This is a genomic window from Bacillus sp. N6 (genome assembly GCF_052805735.1).
This window is the reverse complement of the sequence record NZ_CM127843.1, coordinates 1,081,878-1,098,197: the sequence shown is the minus strand read 5'-3', so window position 1 is coordinate 1,098,197 and position 16,320 is coordinate 1,081,878. Positions and strand designations below refer to the sequence as shown.

The following is a 16,320-nucleotide window of genomic DNA, read 5'->3' as shown; positions in this document are numbered from 1 at the left end:
CTCAAATATGCTACTACTTTTGAAGAGTAAATTGGGCAACTATTTGTTTTAGTTTTCCTGCTGCGTTATGCATATGTTCAATTGAAACCGAAATCTCTTGAACAGATTTTTCCTGCTGTTGAATAGACTCTTTTACCCTATCAGTTCGGTCAGATGATCTTTGGGAAATTTGAGCCATGTCTTCTGCAGAAGCCGAGATTTCCTCACTACTCGCTGCAATTTCATCTGTAGACATAGATACCGTTTGAATTTGCTCAGATACTTGTTGTACTTTTTCTGTAATTGTTCCAAATACTTTTTCTGTGTGCATTACTACTTGTGTACCTGCCTGTACCTCATTATCTACTTTCCCCATCATATGTACCGTATGGTTCGTTGTTCCCATAACTTGAGTAATAAGATTCTCAATTTGTTTTGCAGAATCACTAGATTGTTCTGCTAATTTCCGCACTTCATCTGCCACAATTGCAAATCCTCTACCACTTTCACCAGCACGTGCAGCCTCAATTGCGGCGTTTAATGCTAATAAGTTAATCTGAGATGTAATACCTTGCATTACATCAATGATTTTAACAATTTCTTCTGATTGTTCTTTCATAGTCTCTACTTGTTTCACACCGCTATGTACCGAATTTTGGATTGTATCCATCTGTTGAATCATTTGTTTCATTAATTTGTTACCACTCTCTGCATCTAATGCTGATTGAGCAGATAATTCATTTACAGAGGATGATGTATTGACTATACTCTGCATTCCTTGTGTCAACTCTTCCATCGCACCCGCAGTTTGTTCCATTGCTTGCATTTGACTCTCTGCACCATTTGCGACTTCTTCAATATCCATAGTGATTTTTTTTGCTGCACTACTAGATACTTCTGACGCAGATGCTACTCCGTCTGTATATTGGAATAGAAGCTGAATATTATTCTCTACTTCTTGCATATTTGTTCTTAGCCCTGCAATCATCTCATTAAAATTACTTACTAATACACCTAATTCATCCTTAGCAGTATAATCACCATGTACAGTTAAATCTCCTTCTTTCGCTCTTTCCATCATACGACTAACCGTTTGTAAAGGAGCAACTATAAGCTTGCTAATAATATAACTTACTATACATATAACGATTGTAATAACTACTACAAGAATGATAAAGGTAATAACGGATCGATCAATCATTTTTTGAGAATCTTTAAACACTTGATCAGCTAAGTTTGAAACATACGATTCTAGATCCACTGCATAACCAGCTAACTCTACTCCCTTTGGTTTTAAGTCTTTTTGAAATTCGTTTACCATTTGAGATTCATTTGTTACCTTCGCTTTGTCAAACAACTTCTTGTATGTCTCCATATAACTTGGCAAAGATTTCTTCATCTTCTGAAACAGTTCATCCTCTTGCTTACTTAAATTAAAACCATCATCATATTCTTTTAATAAAGAATCATATTTTTTAAGATCCTTTTCAATATTATTAATTATTCCCTCTTTATTTGCCACTTCATTTTGTGATGCCGTAATTAACTCCAATAAGTTATATTCTAGTGAATTTTGTGTACGAAGCATTCCTTCTAATAAAATTGCGGAATTTTGATAATCATCTACTACAACCTCTGTATCGTGCTTAATCTTATTAATGGAATTAATTGCTACACTGCTCATAATTACCATACCTAAAACTGCTAATGAAATAAGCGCTAATAATTTATATTTCACTTTTAAATTTTGTAAAAAATACATTTTTTCACCTTTATTCCTTTATATATAGATTTTTAGAATTTTATAGCTTATTATTTACAAAATCGCAATAAAAAGCAATGATAAATATTCCCAATATGAAACTTATATCTCTATAAAAAAAAGTAGCATAATAGCTACTCCTTTTTTCTTTGTTTCTCATATTGTTCAAATGCATGAATTCTTTCAAAAATTGGTGGATGCGTGTATAAGAAAAACTTCACTAACGCAGGCGGATTTACTTGGCTTAAACTTGTTTTTGATAAATATTGAAAAGTTTTCACACCAGATTTCCCATCCTTCGTCATATTTAAAGCATATTGATCTGCCGCTCTTTCTTCTATACGTGAAACATAGTTTGTTGCTGGTTGTACTGCAAATGAGAGTATAGAAGAAATTAAGAAAAATAAAGGTAAAATGGAGAAACATGCCACTTTTGAAATTTGCAATGTATCTCCCCATTTGCGAATACACATATTTATAATACGACTAATTAAAAACATACCTATAAACGATAGCAATACATAACTTGCAACGCCAAAATATATATGCTTCATAACATAATGCCCCATTTCATGAGCCATGATAAATAAAATCTCTTTATCTTTTAACTGCTTAAGCGTTGTATCCCACATTACAATACGGGCGTTAGGGCCAATTCCTGTTACGTAAGCATTTAATGCATTCGTTTTTTCTGACATATTTACTTCATATACGTGCTTAGCAGGAATGTCCGCTTTGTCTGCTATCGCTAAAATTTTCGTTTCTAATTCTTTATTTTTCAGCGTCGAAAAGTCGTTATACAATGGGTCAATAACGACAGGCTGTATGAATGTTAAAAAGATTGTAAATGGAACAGAGAGCGCCCACCCTGCTAGCCACCATCTCTTCGGAAATTTACGGATAAGCCATAATAGAACGGTCACTACAATTAACATAGTCGCATAACTTTCCCAAAAACCGATAACATGATCTTTAATCCAGCTTTGTGTGCTTTGCGTTGAAATGCCGTAATCAACGGACACTTTCCGGCCAATCCATTGCATCGGTAAGGCAAGCACTGTTGTCAGTAATGATAAATAAAAGAAATAAATCGCAACTTGCAAGACACTTATTTTAGTCGTTTCCTTCGACCATTTCTCAAACTTTCTTGAAATACCTAGCACAAGTACAAACAATAAAATAATCCATTCAAGAGGCGTCGCTAAAAAGTATAGTAAATTTTTCACGCGCGAATAATCTTGGCTTAGCGTAAGCTCTCTCGCACTCATAAACGTTTCTGGATCTGCACTTGTTCCTTTATACATGTCCGGAATAAGTTCATGATTCCATCCAAATAAATACCAATATATAAGTAACGCAAATCCAACGTACAAAAAAAGCGACCAACCAATAACCTTCCTCACGCTATTCCCTCCTCTATGCTGCCTGTCTATTATTATTGTAAGTTCGTACACGCTAAATTAGAACAAGCTTATTATGTGAATTGCTCGAAATCCTTTTATTTACATAAAAAAACTCTTCTACATAAGAAGAGTTTTACCTATCTTTAAACACTTTCTTTAGTTCATAATCCGGAATAAGGATCGCACGTACAAACCAACACACGTACCCTACTTGCTTTTTAGATAACATAAAAAGCCTCTTTAAGGAAGTACATCTATTAATAAATTAAAATCTTGTAAAGAGAAAGAACTATATTTCATAATACCTTGTACAGCTAAAAGTAAAACAAGACCGATAACACACATATAATTAACGCTTTCTTCATTCTTTTTTTCAGTAACCACTCCACCACTTATACATAAAATCCCTAGCAAATGAAGCGCTAAATACATGAAAAAGTAAGCTTCCTCCCAGCGCAAAATAACATTCACTGTCGTTATTAACACTAGACTAAGTAAAATCAAATAAAAAAACTTATTTGATGATATCGTTTCATTCATATAATTTTATACATCCCTTTCAAATTTCGAATTAATGATGTTTCAAAGCTATAAAGTAAATGATTGTTTTTATACCATAAAACAAAAGGAAAGCCACCATTACTTTCTCGAATACTTTATGAATCCACATATACTTCTCTTCATTCTTTCTGAAGATGCGCTTCATCATTTCTTCTACAATTAGACCAAATATTAGTAAAACCCCGAACACAATAAGAAGAGAAATAATATTTTCTTTTAAATGAGTACTAGAAAATAAGTACTACTCTGGAAACACAATCGTATCTACTACAGGTTGAAGCCAATGACAAACGCTTTTATCACACATATCTGTAATAGACGTAGCATCTATAATGTCTTTTAATATTTTTTCAACCGTCTTCTTCATCTCATTTACTCCCCACTATATCTGAAAAGCTCTTTTCCTGCTCTGCATATATAACTGGCACTTCTTTACTCCAATATTTACGATTAACAAATAAAAAGATAAGTACTAAGTTTAATCCTGTTATAAAAATAATAAGTCCAGGAAAGAATGTCGTGTAATTTGAGAAATCAGCAAAACTCATAATTTTTTCTCTACTTATTAAAAAAGACGCACCCATTACAAATGCATTGTTTAACATATGTATTGCAATTGGCATGAGTAAACTTTTCGTACGAATATATACGATTGATAATACGATGCTGAATATGGCTGCACCGAGGAAATCAACATGTAACAACGCAAACAATATTGCTACAACGATGGTCGCTATGCTCGTTCCCCATTTTGTTGCAAAACGTTGAAGTAAAAATCCGCGAAAAACAAACTCCCCGATAATTGGTGCGATGAATACGACCCTAATGACTTGATATACATATCCCCCAGTACTATCTATAATCGGTTCATGCAGGGCATTCATAATAAAGTCCGGTGTAATCCATGCAAAACTATACATATACAAAATAAGATACCCGTAACTAAACATGCACAACATAACCGTAATGTATAAAACTTGCACCAAGTTAAATGTTTCATTTTTATTAACAAACAATGAAAATGAAATGCGATGCTTTCTATACTCATAAAAAATCCATACGATCGGAAGGATATAGAATATAAGGATATTTATAAAAGAAGAATTTTGTATATGAAATATACTTGTTAGCAAATCGCCACTACTTCTCGCTATTAAAATTAATAGTGAAAATACAATTAAAAAATATCTAGCTCGCATCACTTGAAACGGATTCACACTCATCTCCTCCCCTATGTTACTTTTATCATATCATTTGATTCTTAATTTTTTGCGAAAGAAAACCTTAAAATTTCCTTAAAAATTCCATAAGTTACAAAATGATGATATGATATTCGAGAAAATTAGGAGGGATTTTTATGTACCAAGCAAATATTTTACTTGTTGATGATGAAACAGCAATTTTACAATTACTAACTACCATTCTTGAAAAAGAAGGTTTTTCTCATATTACAACTGCAACATCAGCTGAACTAGCTTTATCTCTAACTAAGCAAAACAATTACGATTTAATTATTTTAGATGTAATGCTTCCTGGACAATCCGGTTTTGATATTTGTCCAATCATTCGCCAACAAACAGATTGTCCAATTTTCTTCCTATCAGCAAAAGCATCTGATTTAGATAAAATATCCGGATTTTCATACGGTGCGGATGATTATATTACGAAGCCCTTTAATCCATTAGAAGTAGTAGCACGTATGAAAGCACAGCTTCGGAGACATATGAAACAAACCGTACCACACGAACAAAAATCACACTCGATTTCATTTGGCAGATTTGAAATTGATCAGCACTCTGCAGAACTGACAGTGGATGGTCACATTGTCGAATGTTCCGCTCAACTCTTTCAACTACTACTCTTCTTTTGCGAGAATCCGAACTACGTATTTTCGAAAGAGGAAATATACGAAAAAGTTTGGGGAGCACCTGCCTATAATGGCGATGACAACACTGTTATGGTCCACATTCGAAAACTACGTGAAAAAATTGAACACGATCCAAGTAAACCAGAATATATAAAAACCGTTCGCGGGCTTGGTTATAAGTTCGTTACAAAGTAGGGTGACGATATGAATTTTAATAAACGACTTATTATTCAATTTATCATGCAACACGTTTTTGTTTTAGTTACATTACTTATCGCTGTAGTTGCTGCTTTTACTTATTTAATTTTTCTTCTTACTAGTACTTTATACGAACCTAATATTCCAGATTCTGATAGTTTTACAATTTCAAGATACATCTCTTCAGAAGATGGGCATATTTCGTTACAATCTGAAGTGCAAGATTTAATAAAGGAGAAAAATGATTGGCTCCAAGTTGTAGATGAAAACGGAAAAATCCTCTACCACTTTAATACACCAAATGATGTTCCGAATGCTTATACGAAGACATCTTTAGTCGCATATATACAACATCATATCGAAAGTAATTATAAATTTACATATTGGGAAATTGAATTAGAAGAAAAGAAAGTACTTGTTATTTATGGTGGTATGTTAAAAAGCAATGCGTTACTGACAGCAATTCAAAAGGATCACTCCTCTTTAACGATGGATTCGTTTACATTAACAGATCAAGAAAAACAGTTACTGTCTAAAGAAAAAGCAGCACTTCAAATATTTAATCAAAATGGCGAAGAGGTTTTTGCCTATCCAGCTGGAAAGAAAAAAACATTTTCAGCAATACAAATCGCCCTTAATGAAAAAGAACCGTGGAATCATAAAGAAAACACGTCTAGCTTTTACGATGCAAATAGTGGCAACCTTCTCGTTGTGACTGCGAAAAATGATCACTACTATCCAGATGACGAAATTGAAGATGTATTTACTAAGAAGTTTCTCATCGGATGCGGATTAATCCTTCTTATCGTATTTGTTTATTTAGTCATTCTTTCTATTTGGTACGGTAATAAATTCGGGAAACCGTTATTACATGCGATGCGCTGGCTTAAAAATATCGCTGGTGGAAAGTATGAAGAACCTATTAGTAAAAAAGGAAAACCTGTCAGGTTCCGGCGATCTGGTAAAGAAAAATGGTCATTTCGTTTGTTTAGAGATGTAACAAGTTCACTAGAACACCTTTCTATTACACTCAAAAAAAATGATGCGATGAGGCAAGTACTCCAGCAAACACGAGAAGAATGGATTACCGGTCTAACGCATGATTTAAAAACACCACTTAGCTCTATATATGGCTACGCATTATTACTCGAATCGAATCAATATAACTGGACTGATCGTGATATTCAGCAATTTGGTAGTGTTATGAAAGAGAAATCTCAATATATGACGACATTAATTGATGATTTAAGCTTAACGTATCAATTAAAAAATAACAGCCTTCCTGCCCAACACGTAAACGTTGAAATCAATCAGTTCGTTCAAAAAGTATTATTGCAATTTATTAACAATCCAACACTCCAAAATCAAAATATTGAATTCGTACCGAGCTCAAATAAAATTCAATATTTCATTGAAGAAAAATGGTTCCAGCGTATTATCGAAAACTTACTCGTAAATGCTGTAAAACATAATAACGAAACAACTACTGTCATCGTAAAATTATCACAAAACGCTAATTCCTTTACACTCTCCATTTCAGATGACGGAAAAGGAATGGATGAAAAAACGAAAGAACTTCTATTTGAACGATATTACCGCGGAACAAACACAGAAGAAAGCAACATCGGAACTGGACTTGGCCTAGCCATTACAAAACAGCTCGTTCATGCTCATAACGGGACAATTTCCGTTGATAGTGCACTCGGAAAAGGAACGACGATTATTCTTGTATTTCCGTTTCGTTCGTAGGAAAGACGCTATGTGGCGTCTTTTTTTCTTTTCTGGGAGAATTTTTCGGTAATTGAAATTATGTGAATCGTTTTTTTTGAGGTGTTTTAGCGGTATATGAAATTATATCGGCGATTTTTTGAATATATCGGCGCAACTCGAATTATATCAGCGATTTTCTAGATATATCGACTTACCGACAATACTAACCTACTTCCTCTACTACTATACAAATTAAAAATAACCCTTCATAACTCACTATGAAAGGTCACTCCATATTTCAGCTATTTCCCTACTAACACAAACACATTCTCCTCAGGTGCTTCCATTACTGCAACATGTCCTGATTCTGTTGGAAATGGTTCGCGAATCCATTTTACATCTTTATTATCTTTTAAACTTTCATACGTTTGTTGTACATCTTCTACTAATACTTCGACTTCCGTAAAATTAATATCCGGATGATTGCTTATTACTAACTCCGAACTTTTCTCATCTGGAAACTTCAATCCTATTAACGTCCAAATAACCCCTTCTTCTAGTTCTCTTTCTATCATCCAGTTTTGCTTCATTCCCATTTCTTTATAGAAAGAAACTGATCTTTCTATATCTTTCGCATGTATAGATACACATTCTAGTTTTTTGAACATTTTCCCATTTCCCCTTTTATGAAAAAGCGAACCATCTCCCAACGATTCGCTCTTACCCTATTATTTTTTCTTCACCGGTATCCAAAGCTCTACTTGTGCAAACTCACTCTTATCTTCGTGGCAACGCTCATCGTACAGTTCAAACTCCGTAACACCGCAATGTTCATATCCTGAATGCGGGAACCATTCTGAGAATACTGCATTCCAAGTTTGGTGAATAGACGATACCATTTCTTCATGAGGAACTTTCGGCGTTGTAAATACTGCATATGTTGCTGCCGGGAAAGTACGCTTCGCAATTTCATTTGGTACATTTTCAAAGTCTGTAACTTCCATTCCGATAATGTAAGTGAAGTCCCCTGTTTCTAAATTAAAATCAGTACATAATCCAAGCTCTACCCATTGGCTCGTATCTTTACGATTGGGAATTGTTGTCCCAAGATCTTTTTGTAAATATTCTTGCCAAAATACTGGAATGTCTTGATGGTTTTTCCCTTCTTTACTTGTCGTCTTCAATTCATAACCCGCCACTAAAAATTCTGGTTTATTTACAATACGATATTCCATTTGTATGCCCCCTAAATACGGATTTAATTTTCTTTGCTTTACATTCACTCTGTAATACATCGGTGTTTCGATTTCTTGTTTTCGATATTCACTCGGTGTCATTTGAAATAATTTTTTAAAGGCTCTCGTGAACGTTTCGTGAGATTGAAAGCCATGTTCAAACGCGATATCAATAACTTTTTCATCCGTATGAGAAAGTTGATAAGCTGCCCGGGCTAACCTCCTCTTTCGAACATACTCCATTACTGTATCACCTACTAATGCCTGAAATACACGGTGAAAATGCGACTCAGAAAAACCTGCAATGCGAGCTAAATTACGCAGCGTTTGTTTTTCCATTACATCTTCCTCAATATAATCAATTGACCTTTGAATTTGTGTTTCATAGCTTTCCATCTCTGTTCACCCGCCTTATATGTATTATGATAAAAGAGAACGCAATCCAATTCTTGACGTTTTTTACTATAATTCCATAAAAAATTGTAACTTTTTTATATGTATTTCGTTGTTATGTATGAAGGGAGGGAAATTAGTGAAACGCAAACAATCATTAGAAGACATTTATTCAGATCATATGCATGATTTATTTCGCTATCTTCTCTCCCTAACCGGAGATTCTCATTTTGCTGAAGATCTCATGCAGGAAACCTTTTACCGCATGCTCGTCCATATTGATTATTATAAAGGTGAAGAAATTAGGCCGTGGTTATTTACAATAGCCTACAACGCCTTTATCGATTGGTATCGAAAAGAAAAAAAATATAAAACAACTACAGTGGAAGAATTCCATTTACCAAACGTGCCAAGTACAGAACATGAATATTTCGTAAAATTTGAGATCGCTAGTTGGTTAGAAAGTTTATCTTCTATTCCGCTCGAAAGACGAAATGCCCTGCTACTACGAGATTACTATGGATTCTCCTATAAGGAAATAGCAGAAATGACTGGTCTCTCATTAGCGAAAGTGAAAATTGAATTACACCGCGGACGGAAAGAAGCGAGAAACATAGAGGAGTGATACAGATGGGTTGTGCAGAATTCAAAAAACTGTGGGAGAAATATGAAAAAGGGACACTCACCCATAATGAACAAGAACAGTTAGAAAATCATATTGAGACCTGTGAAGAGTGTGAATCTTACTTAGATAAGTTGCTTTCGAAGAGTGAACCAATAAAGAAAAGACTACCACCACAAAACCTTAAAGTCCCGTTTTGGAAAATAAAATGGAAACAACGTTGGCAAACCGTTAGTTTTGTCCTTGCGGTTTGTATAGCAATCTATTTTATCGGTCATTTTTCATCTTCTCTTTACTTCTATAATATGAAAAACTTAACTAAAGTAGATGAGATTCCATCACTCGCACTAGAAGCAACAATGCCAAATAGTCGTTCCGCTGGAGGCAGTATAAAGATTAAACCCTTTTTCCGTACAGAAAATGAAATGGATTTATATAAAACGGTCGGCAAAAAAGAAATTCCAATCGGTACAGTAACAACGCGTAGTTTCTTGTCGTCTGTAACTGTCTCAAATCCATCTTGGGAAAATAAACCCTATTCAAAAAAACTTTCCTTTGTTCATCCAAAAATCAAGGAAGAAGCTTCTTTGAAAGAATCATCTAAAAAAGTTTGGGATACACTTGGAAAGATACATGAGGGGACCGTTGCAGAAGTAGCGATATCTTTCGATAAAGCTTACACTTTACAAGAAGTCGAATCAATTCTATATAGCGCATTTGAAGCACAAGAAATGCCTCCAACTCCTTTATGGTACGCTTTAGACACAGGACAAGAAAGAATAAATGAAGACGATTTTATCTTGCATAGCGGAGAGATTATCGGATTTCGAGAACATATAAATCTTCCTGAAAATGAAGCAAAACGCCCAAAGACAAAAGAAGATGAAGTAATCGAAATGATGCGTATTCTTTCTATAAATAAAGAAACTGTAAGTAAAACCACTCAGACTCCTGAAAAAGAGCTGAACTTAGATAAACGCTATCAGTATGTAAAAGATAACGGTGTAAAAGTATACGGCATTGTCATTACTGGGCCGTCAAAAGAATTATTAAAACTACAAAACTCCCCGCACGTACGTTATGCGACTCTTGGAGATATTGAGGTTTGGAATTGGTTTGACCAGTAATGTGAAACAAGTAGAGCATCTAGAAGTGATGCTCTACTTGTTTTATTCCCTCTCCACAAACTTCCAAACTAAAAATGCTGCACATAGATAGGAAAGCCCAATAACTAAAAAACTATAGCTTGCCCCTCTGTACCAATTCGATGATTCATTTAAAATGATTCCCATAATCGCTATACCGACTAATGCACCAATTTGACGATTTACATTTAAAGTTGCTCCAGCCATATTGCCATTTTCACGACCGGCAGATTTCATTACAATTGTAGTCATGGCAGGTACTGCTATACCGATTCCAAGATTAACAACACTGTAAATGAGTGCAATTCCTATATAACTCACATTTTTCACTAGAAACATTAATAATACAGATCCTATACTAGCTATAAATAACGCTATGAATAATAGCAATTTTGAGCCAAACTTAGTCACCATTTTTGCAAATAATAAATTTCCAATAACAAATACACTCATCATCGGCAATAGTTGTAATCCTGCTACAAATGGACTTGCTCCGTATGCTTTTTGTAAAAAGAGTCCAAACATAAATATTCCGCCAAATAAAGCAAAGTTTATTAGAAACCCAACTATATTTGCTGAGGTAAACGTCTCGTTTTGGAACAACACTCTTGGCACAACCGAGTTTTTTGACTTTCGTTCTGCATAAACAAAGAGAATAGCGGTTAATACCGTCCCTACTATTCCTCCTAAAATTTGAGACGAGGACCATCCATAACTTGGACCTTCAATTAGAGTAAACGCCAATAATGTTATTGCAATTATACCGATTAAATGATTCGCTACATTTATTTTCTCCTTTTCCGGTAAAACATTTGGAATAATTACAAAAGCCACTACAATACCAATCATCCCGATTGGAAGGTTTATAATAAAAATGCTTCGCCAGCCAAATGTATTTACTAAAAGGCCACCAATAAAAGGACCCGTACCAGAAGCAATGGATACAATTGCCGACCATATACCAAACATTTTAGCTCTCTTCTTTTCATCCGGGAATGATACTACTAATAAACTAAGTGAACTTGGCATAAATAAAGCCGCTCCAACACCTTGAATTACCCGCCCCATAACAAGAATGTTCCCAGTTGTAGCAATCGCACATAAAAGAGATGCGAACACAAAAATAATTAAACCAATCATATATATTTTTTTTGCTCCAAATCGATTGGCTAATGACCCCCCAGCCAATAATAATGCCGCAAAAGATAAAATATATCCGTCGACAATCCATGTCGAGCTATACAATGCCAGTCCTAATGTTTCTTGAATATTCACCACTGCAACATTTACTACTGTTACATCTAACGTTGCCATAATAAATCCCATTGCCAAAGCGATTAAAATGATAATACCCGATTTCTCTTTTGTTTGAACATCTGAATTTCTACTAGCCACCCCACCCACTTGCTAACTCCCCTTTCAAAAATTAGTAATTTACCTATATATTCCTTTAGAACTATAATAAAGAAAGTACTTTAATTATAAAAGTACTGATTTTTTATATAGTACCTATACTTTTATATAGTAAGGAGTGTTTATGTGGAAAATAAAAACGATGAAATTTTATTGAAATGTCCCATTGAAAAAACAATGTCTGTAATAGGTGGAAAGTGGACTTTCTTAATTTTAAGAGATTTGTTCTATAGTCCTAAACGTTTTGCTGAGCTTGAAAGACGTCTAAGTGGCATTAGCCCACGCACACTCTCTCTTCGCTTAAAAGAACTTGAACAAGAAAATATTATAAAGAGAAAAATCTATTCAACTATGCCACCTCACGTGGAATATTCACTAACAAAAAAAGGCGAAACACTCCGTCCTATTTTTGACGCGATGAAGGACTGGGGAAATGAGTGGAAAATATTAGATGAATAAAAAGAAGGTATCATCTTATGTGATGATACCTTCTTTTTGCTAATCCGCAATCACTTTCACATACATCCCTCTCACCGCTTTTTCATAAGCGACCCCACTCATCTTCCTTATGTTTTCTGACACAACAGACGATAGAACAACTTCACCTTCTCGAAGTAACGGCGGATCAATGAGACGAACTTTATTTTTCTGATACAGATTGTAATCGTTTCTATCTTCTTTTACTATTACATTCGGATGAACTTTACTTAATAAAGCATGCACTTCTGGCTCACTACATTGCTGCAGTTTCAAAATAAGCTCATCATCTTCAAGAAGAAAATCATCGGCATGAATGACCTTTTTATGAAGAGCTAACTTTAACGTTTTCGCTAACATATCATTTCCGTAAATATTCATTGGTTCCATAAAGAAATCGATTATTTCTTTGTAATACGTTTCTGTAAACCATTCCGCTATTTGGATATTTTGCAGAACCATTTTCCCCTCTACTGCGATCACATCCTCTAAAAAACTGTGAACTTCTTCTAAAGAAATATACCCATATGTATGCATATCTCGTAATGTATAATCCACTCGGTCTGCGCATAATTCTGGTGCTGACCTTTCTAGTAATGTCCACTTCGAATCATCTAATAAAATATCTTCATAGTTATAACCATGCTTCGCAAGGATCGCTGGAATTTCTGAGTTTTTCACAACAGAACTAAATATCTCTTCATGGTAACTTTCATCTTCATTATCAAAAACGTAATCAATCACGTGGGAAAAAGCAGTATGCGATACGTCATGCAGTAAACCAGCGATCTGTTCTTCTACTGAACCACCTAGTTTTTTAACTAATAACATAACACCAACTGAATGATCAAAGCGCGTTACATTCCATTTCTCGTTCATTAAATAACTTGCGCCTGCTTGATGAATTCCCTTTAGTCTTTGCATAGACTTACTTGAAATTAATTCTTCTACTACTTGATCCACTTCAAATTCTCCGTATAGTACATCTGATATGATCACTTACAATCCCCCTTTATTTTAATCGAGTCTTATAATCGTATCTCTTTTATGAAATTAGCACCAACATAAATATTTATTGTTATTTGTTTTTATTGAAAAAAATAGAGAGCCATCAGCTCTCTATTTCATAACCCCTATTCAAACGTAACTTCTACCTGCACAATCTCCGACCTACTACCAAGTCTAAGCGGTGGTCCCCAAAATCCAAATCCAGAAGAAACAATTGCGTGGAACGCGCCTTTTTGTGCGTATCCCCAGTCTAGCTCGTACATTCTTCTCGTTACAATATGATTGGGAGCCATTTGTCCGCGGTGCGTATGACCGGATAATAATAAGTCTACACCAGCATCCGCTGCCTGTTTCAACTCAAATGGCTGATGATCCATTGCGATAACTGGCATGGATTTATCCACTGTACTCATAAGTTTTTCAAAGCTTTGGCGATCTCGCTCTGTTTTATCTCTTCTTCCAACGAGATAAAAGTCATCTTCAATTGTAAGCACTTCATCTAAAAGAATACGAATATCAATCTTATCCATCTCTTGTAAAAACTCTGGAACCGCTCTGCCGTAGTATTCATGGTTTCCTAATACGCCATATACACCTAATGGCGCTTTCATTTGTTTCATGATTGGTCCCATATTCTTGTGAATGAACACACCTGGATGATCATCGATAATATCACCTGGCAGCAAAATAATATCAGGTTCCATCTCATTTACATGACGAACAAGTCTTTTCAAATGCGAAACGCCAGACAGTTTACCGAAATGCATATCAGAAGCCATCGCAATACGTAAACTTTTACGCCCCTTTACCTTTTTCGGTATGTGCACTTCGTATTTTCTTACTACCGGACTATACGCATTAAATACTCCATACGCAAAGGTAAAGATAAATACAGCTATCACAGCCGCCCCTGTCCAAATAATTGCCGCTTCTTTCTCTACTGAAAACTGTAAAAGAAAGACCATAATATCAGCTAATGGGAACAACATAAGCGCATATTGTATAACCGCAAACCAAATCGAACCTATCGTTCGCAGAAATGGCAGAAACTTAAACACTTGCACGAGGATGTACGCATATGAAATAAATGCGACTATGAAAGCATAATATCCCCAGGATTCCCAGCCAAATACTGCATGAAGCCAAACCCATCCGTTCCAGCCGATGTAAAACATAAGTAGTGTGTATATAATTAATATGGTAAATATATTGAGATAACGAAGATTCTTCACAGCCAGCCTCCTTATTGATTTCTTCTATTATAACTTGTTATGCACTTATAACGTAAATATTAAGCACTTCAATCTTCCCAATAAAAACATTGGTAAACATATCGTCTTAAAATTTTTAGGAACGGCTGTAATGGGCATTTTAGAGTCTTAAGTGTTGGATGAAATTCTATTATCTTTATCCTTCAAAACTCACCTATGCAATTATGCATATACATCTATTCCGTTTTATTTTTATGTTACGATATGAATGAAATACGACATATATCGACAAAGATAAAAGGAAGTGATTGTATGAAACGTTCTAAAACATATTTAAAATGTTTAGCATTATCCGCTGTTTTTGCTAGTAGCGCTGTAACTCTTTCAACACCTGCTGCTTATGCTCAAACAACATCACAAGTTGTAACAGATATCGGACAAAACGCAAAAACACATACGAGCTATAATACATTTAATAATGATCAAGCTGATAATATGACAATGTCTTTAAAGGTAACTTTTATCGATGACCCAAGCGCTGATAAACAGATTGCCGTTATTAATACAACTGGTAGTTTTCTAAAAGCAAATCCTACTATAAGTGATGCACCTATTGATAACTACCCAATCCCTGGCGCTAGTGCAACATTACGTTATCCTTCACAATATGATGTTGCATTTAACCTTCAAGATAACAGCGCTCGTTTCTTTAACGTAGCGCCTACAAATGCTGTAGAAGAAACGACTGTAACATCTAGCGTATCTTATCAACTTGGTGGCTCTGTTAAAGCTTCTGTAACGCCTAATGGCCCTAGCGGTGAAGCTGGTGCAACTGGTCAAGTCACTTGGTCTGACTCTGTAAGCTATAAACAAACTAGTTATAAAACAAATTTAATTGACCAAACAAACAAAAACGTAAAGTGGAACGTATTCTTTAACGGATATAACAATCAAAACTGGGGTATTTACACACGTGACTCCTATCATTCTTTATATGGAAACCAACTTTTCATGTACTCTCGCACATACCTATATGAATCTGATGCAAAAGGTAATTTAATACCGATGGATCAACTTCCAGCATTAACAAATAGCGGTTTCTCTCCTGGTATGATTGCTGTTGTTATCTCTGAAAAAAATACAGATCAATCTAACTTACAAGTCGCTTATACAAAACACGCCGATGACTACCAACTTCGTCCAGGCTTCACATTCGGAACTGCAAACTGGGTTGGAAACAACGTAAAAGACGTTGATCAAAAAACATTTAATAAATTGTTCACACTAGATTGGAAGAATAAGAAATTGGTAGAGAAAAAATAAAGTAAAAAAAAAC

General features: G+C 34.9%; 15 protein-coding genes and 3 pseudogenes. 7 read left to right on the top strand and 11 right to left on the bottom strand.

What is annotated here, in order from left to right; translation table 11 throughout:
• Positions 1-13 precede the first annotated feature (13 nt).
• From ACUXVC_RS05665 to ACUXVC_RS05640, 6 genes and pseudogenes are all read right to left on the bottom strand, one after another.
• A complete protein-coding gene (locus ACUXVC_RS05665; RefSeq protein WP_404978265.1) occupies positions 14-805 on the bottom strand; it encodes a methyl-accepting chemotaxis protein in 792 nt (263 codons plus the stop codon).
• A gap of 156 nt (positions 806-961) precedes the next feature.
• Positions 962-1,741: pseudogene (locus tag ACUXVC_RS05660) on the bottom strand (MCP four helix bundle domain-containing protein); the annotation flags it as partial.
• A gap of 134 nt (positions 1,742-1,875) precedes the next feature.
• Positions 1,876-3,144, bottom strand: coding sequence for a M48 family metallopeptidase (locus ACUXVC_RS05655; protein ID WP_001233315.1), 1,269 nt, complete (start codon positions 3,142-3,144; stop codon positions 1,876-1,878).
• Positions 3,145-3,384: 240 nt separating this feature from the next.
• Entirely contained in the window at positions 3,385-3,684 is a 300-nt protein-coding gene (locus tag ACUXVC_RS05650; RefSeq protein ID WP_016082517.1) for a DUF2101 family protein, read from the bottom strand.
• A gap of 31 nt (positions 3,685-3,715) precedes the next feature.
• Positions 3,716-4,072, bottom strand: a pseudogene (locus ACUXVC_RS05645) (hypothetical protein).
• A gap of 1 nt (position 4,073) precedes the next feature.
• Complete coding sequence (locus ACUXVC_RS05640) at positions 4,074-4,922, bottom strand: CPBP family intramembrane glutamic endopeptidase (protein ID WP_141241105.1); 849 nt, start codon at positions 4,920-4,922, stop codon at positions 4,074-4,076.
• 140 nt (positions 4,923-5,062) lie between these two features.
• On the opposite strand from ACUXVC_RS05640, the gene ACUXVC_RS05635 reads away from it, so the two are divergent.
• Both ACUXVC_RS05635 and ACUXVC_RS05630 read left to right on the top strand, forming a co-directional pair.
• The gene (locus ACUXVC_RS05635) at positions 5,063-5,767 is read left to right on the top strand and encodes a response regulator transcription factor (RefSeq protein WP_095691248.1); all 705 of its coding nucleotides are present in this window, start codon (positions 5,063-5,065) and stop codon (positions 5,765-5,767) included.
• 9 nt (positions 5,768-5,776) lie between these two features.
• Positions 5,777-7,519, top strand: a complete 1,743-nt coding sequence (locus ACUXVC_RS05630) for a sensor histidine kinase (RefSeq protein ID WP_001010445.1) — start codon at positions 5,777-5,779, stop codon at positions 7,517-7,519.
• 263 nt (positions 7,520-7,782) lie between these two features.
• On the opposite strand, the gene ACUXVC_RS05625 is transcribed toward ACUXVC_RS05630, so the two are convergent.
• Together ACUXVC_RS05625 and ACUXVC_RS05620 are read right to left on the bottom strand one after the other, a co-directional pair.
• The gene (locus tag ACUXVC_RS05625; RefSeq protein WP_095691249.1) at positions 7,783-8,148 is read right to left on the bottom strand and encodes a VOC family protein; all 366 of its coding nucleotides are present in this window, start codon (positions 8,146-8,148) and stop codon (positions 7,783-7,785) included.
• A gap of 60 nt (positions 8,149-8,208) precedes the next feature.
• Entirely contained in the window at positions 8,209-9,111 is a 903-nt protein-coding gene (locus ACUXVC_RS05620; RefSeq protein WP_000446842.1) for an AraC family transcriptional regulator, read from the bottom strand.
• Positions 9,112-9,229: 118 nt separating this feature from the next.
• Between ACUXVC_RS05620 and ACUXVC_RS05615 the strand changes: the two genes are divergently transcribed.
• Positions 9,230-9,733, top strand: a complete 504-nt coding sequence (locus ACUXVC_RS05615) for an RNA polymerase sigma factor (RefSeq protein WP_142947150.1) — start codon at positions 9,230-9,232, stop codon at positions 9,731-9,733.
• Between the two features lie 5 nt (positions 9,734-9,738).
• Entirely contained in the window at positions 9,739-10,857 is a 1,119-nt protein-coding gene (locus tag ACUXVC_RS05610; RefSeq protein ID WP_098127188.1) for an anti-sigma factor, read from the top strand.
• A 42-nt stretch (positions 10,858-10,899) separates the two neighbouring features.
• On the opposite strand, the gene ACUXVC_RS05605 is transcribed toward ACUXVC_RS05610, so the two are convergent.
• Positions 10,900-12,279: an MFS transporter gene (locus tag ACUXVC_RS05605; protein ID WP_098127187.1), complete on the bottom strand. Its 1,380-nt coding sequence runs from the start codon at positions 12,277-12,279 to the stop codon at positions 10,900-10,902.
• Positions 12,280-12,414: 135 nt separating this feature from the next.
• On the opposite strand from ACUXVC_RS05605, the gene ACUXVC_RS05600 reads away from it, so the two are divergent.
• The gene (locus tag ACUXVC_RS05600) at positions 12,415-12,747 is read left to right on the top strand and encodes a winged helix-turn-helix transcriptional regulator (RefSeq protein WP_064532861.1); all 333 of its coding nucleotides are present in this window, start codon (positions 12,415-12,417) and stop codon (positions 12,745-12,747) included.
• 39 nt (positions 12,748-12,786) lie between these two features.
• Here ACUXVC_RS05600 and ACUXVC_RS05595 read toward each other — a convergent pair whose 3' ends face one another.
• Together ACUXVC_RS05595 and ACUXVC_RS05590 are read right to left on the bottom strand one after the other, a co-directional pair.
• Complete coding sequence (locus ACUXVC_RS05595; RefSeq protein ID WP_144465807.1) at positions 12,787-13,764, bottom strand: HD domain-containing protein; 978 nt, start codon at positions 13,762-13,764, stop codon at positions 12,787-12,789.
• A 134-nt stretch (positions 13,765-13,898) separates the two neighbouring features.
• The gene (locus tag ACUXVC_RS05590) at positions 13,899-15,005 is read right to left on the bottom strand and encodes a metallophosphoesterase (RefSeq protein WP_446025962.1); all 1,107 of its coding nucleotides are present in this window, start codon (positions 15,003-15,005) and stop codon (positions 13,899-13,901) included.
• Between the two features lie 34 nt (positions 15,006-15,039).
• Between ACUXVC_RS05590 and ACUXVC_RS05585 the strand changes: the two are divergent.
• Together ACUXVC_RS05585 and cytK2 are read left to right on the top strand one after the other, a co-directional pair.
• A pseudogene (locus tag ACUXVC_RS05585) lies at positions 15,040-15,153 on the top strand (TetR family transcriptional regulator); the annotation flags it as partial.
• Positions 15,154-15,296: 143 nt separating this feature from the next.
• On the top strand, positions 15,297-16,307 hold the full coding sequence (gene cytK2 / locus ACUXVC_RS05580) for a beta-channel forming cytolysin CytK2 (RefSeq protein WP_000830627.1): 1,011 nt from the start codon (positions 15,297-15,299) through the stop codon (positions 16,305-16,307).
• The last annotated feature ends 13 nt before the right edge of the window (positions 16,308-16,320 follow it).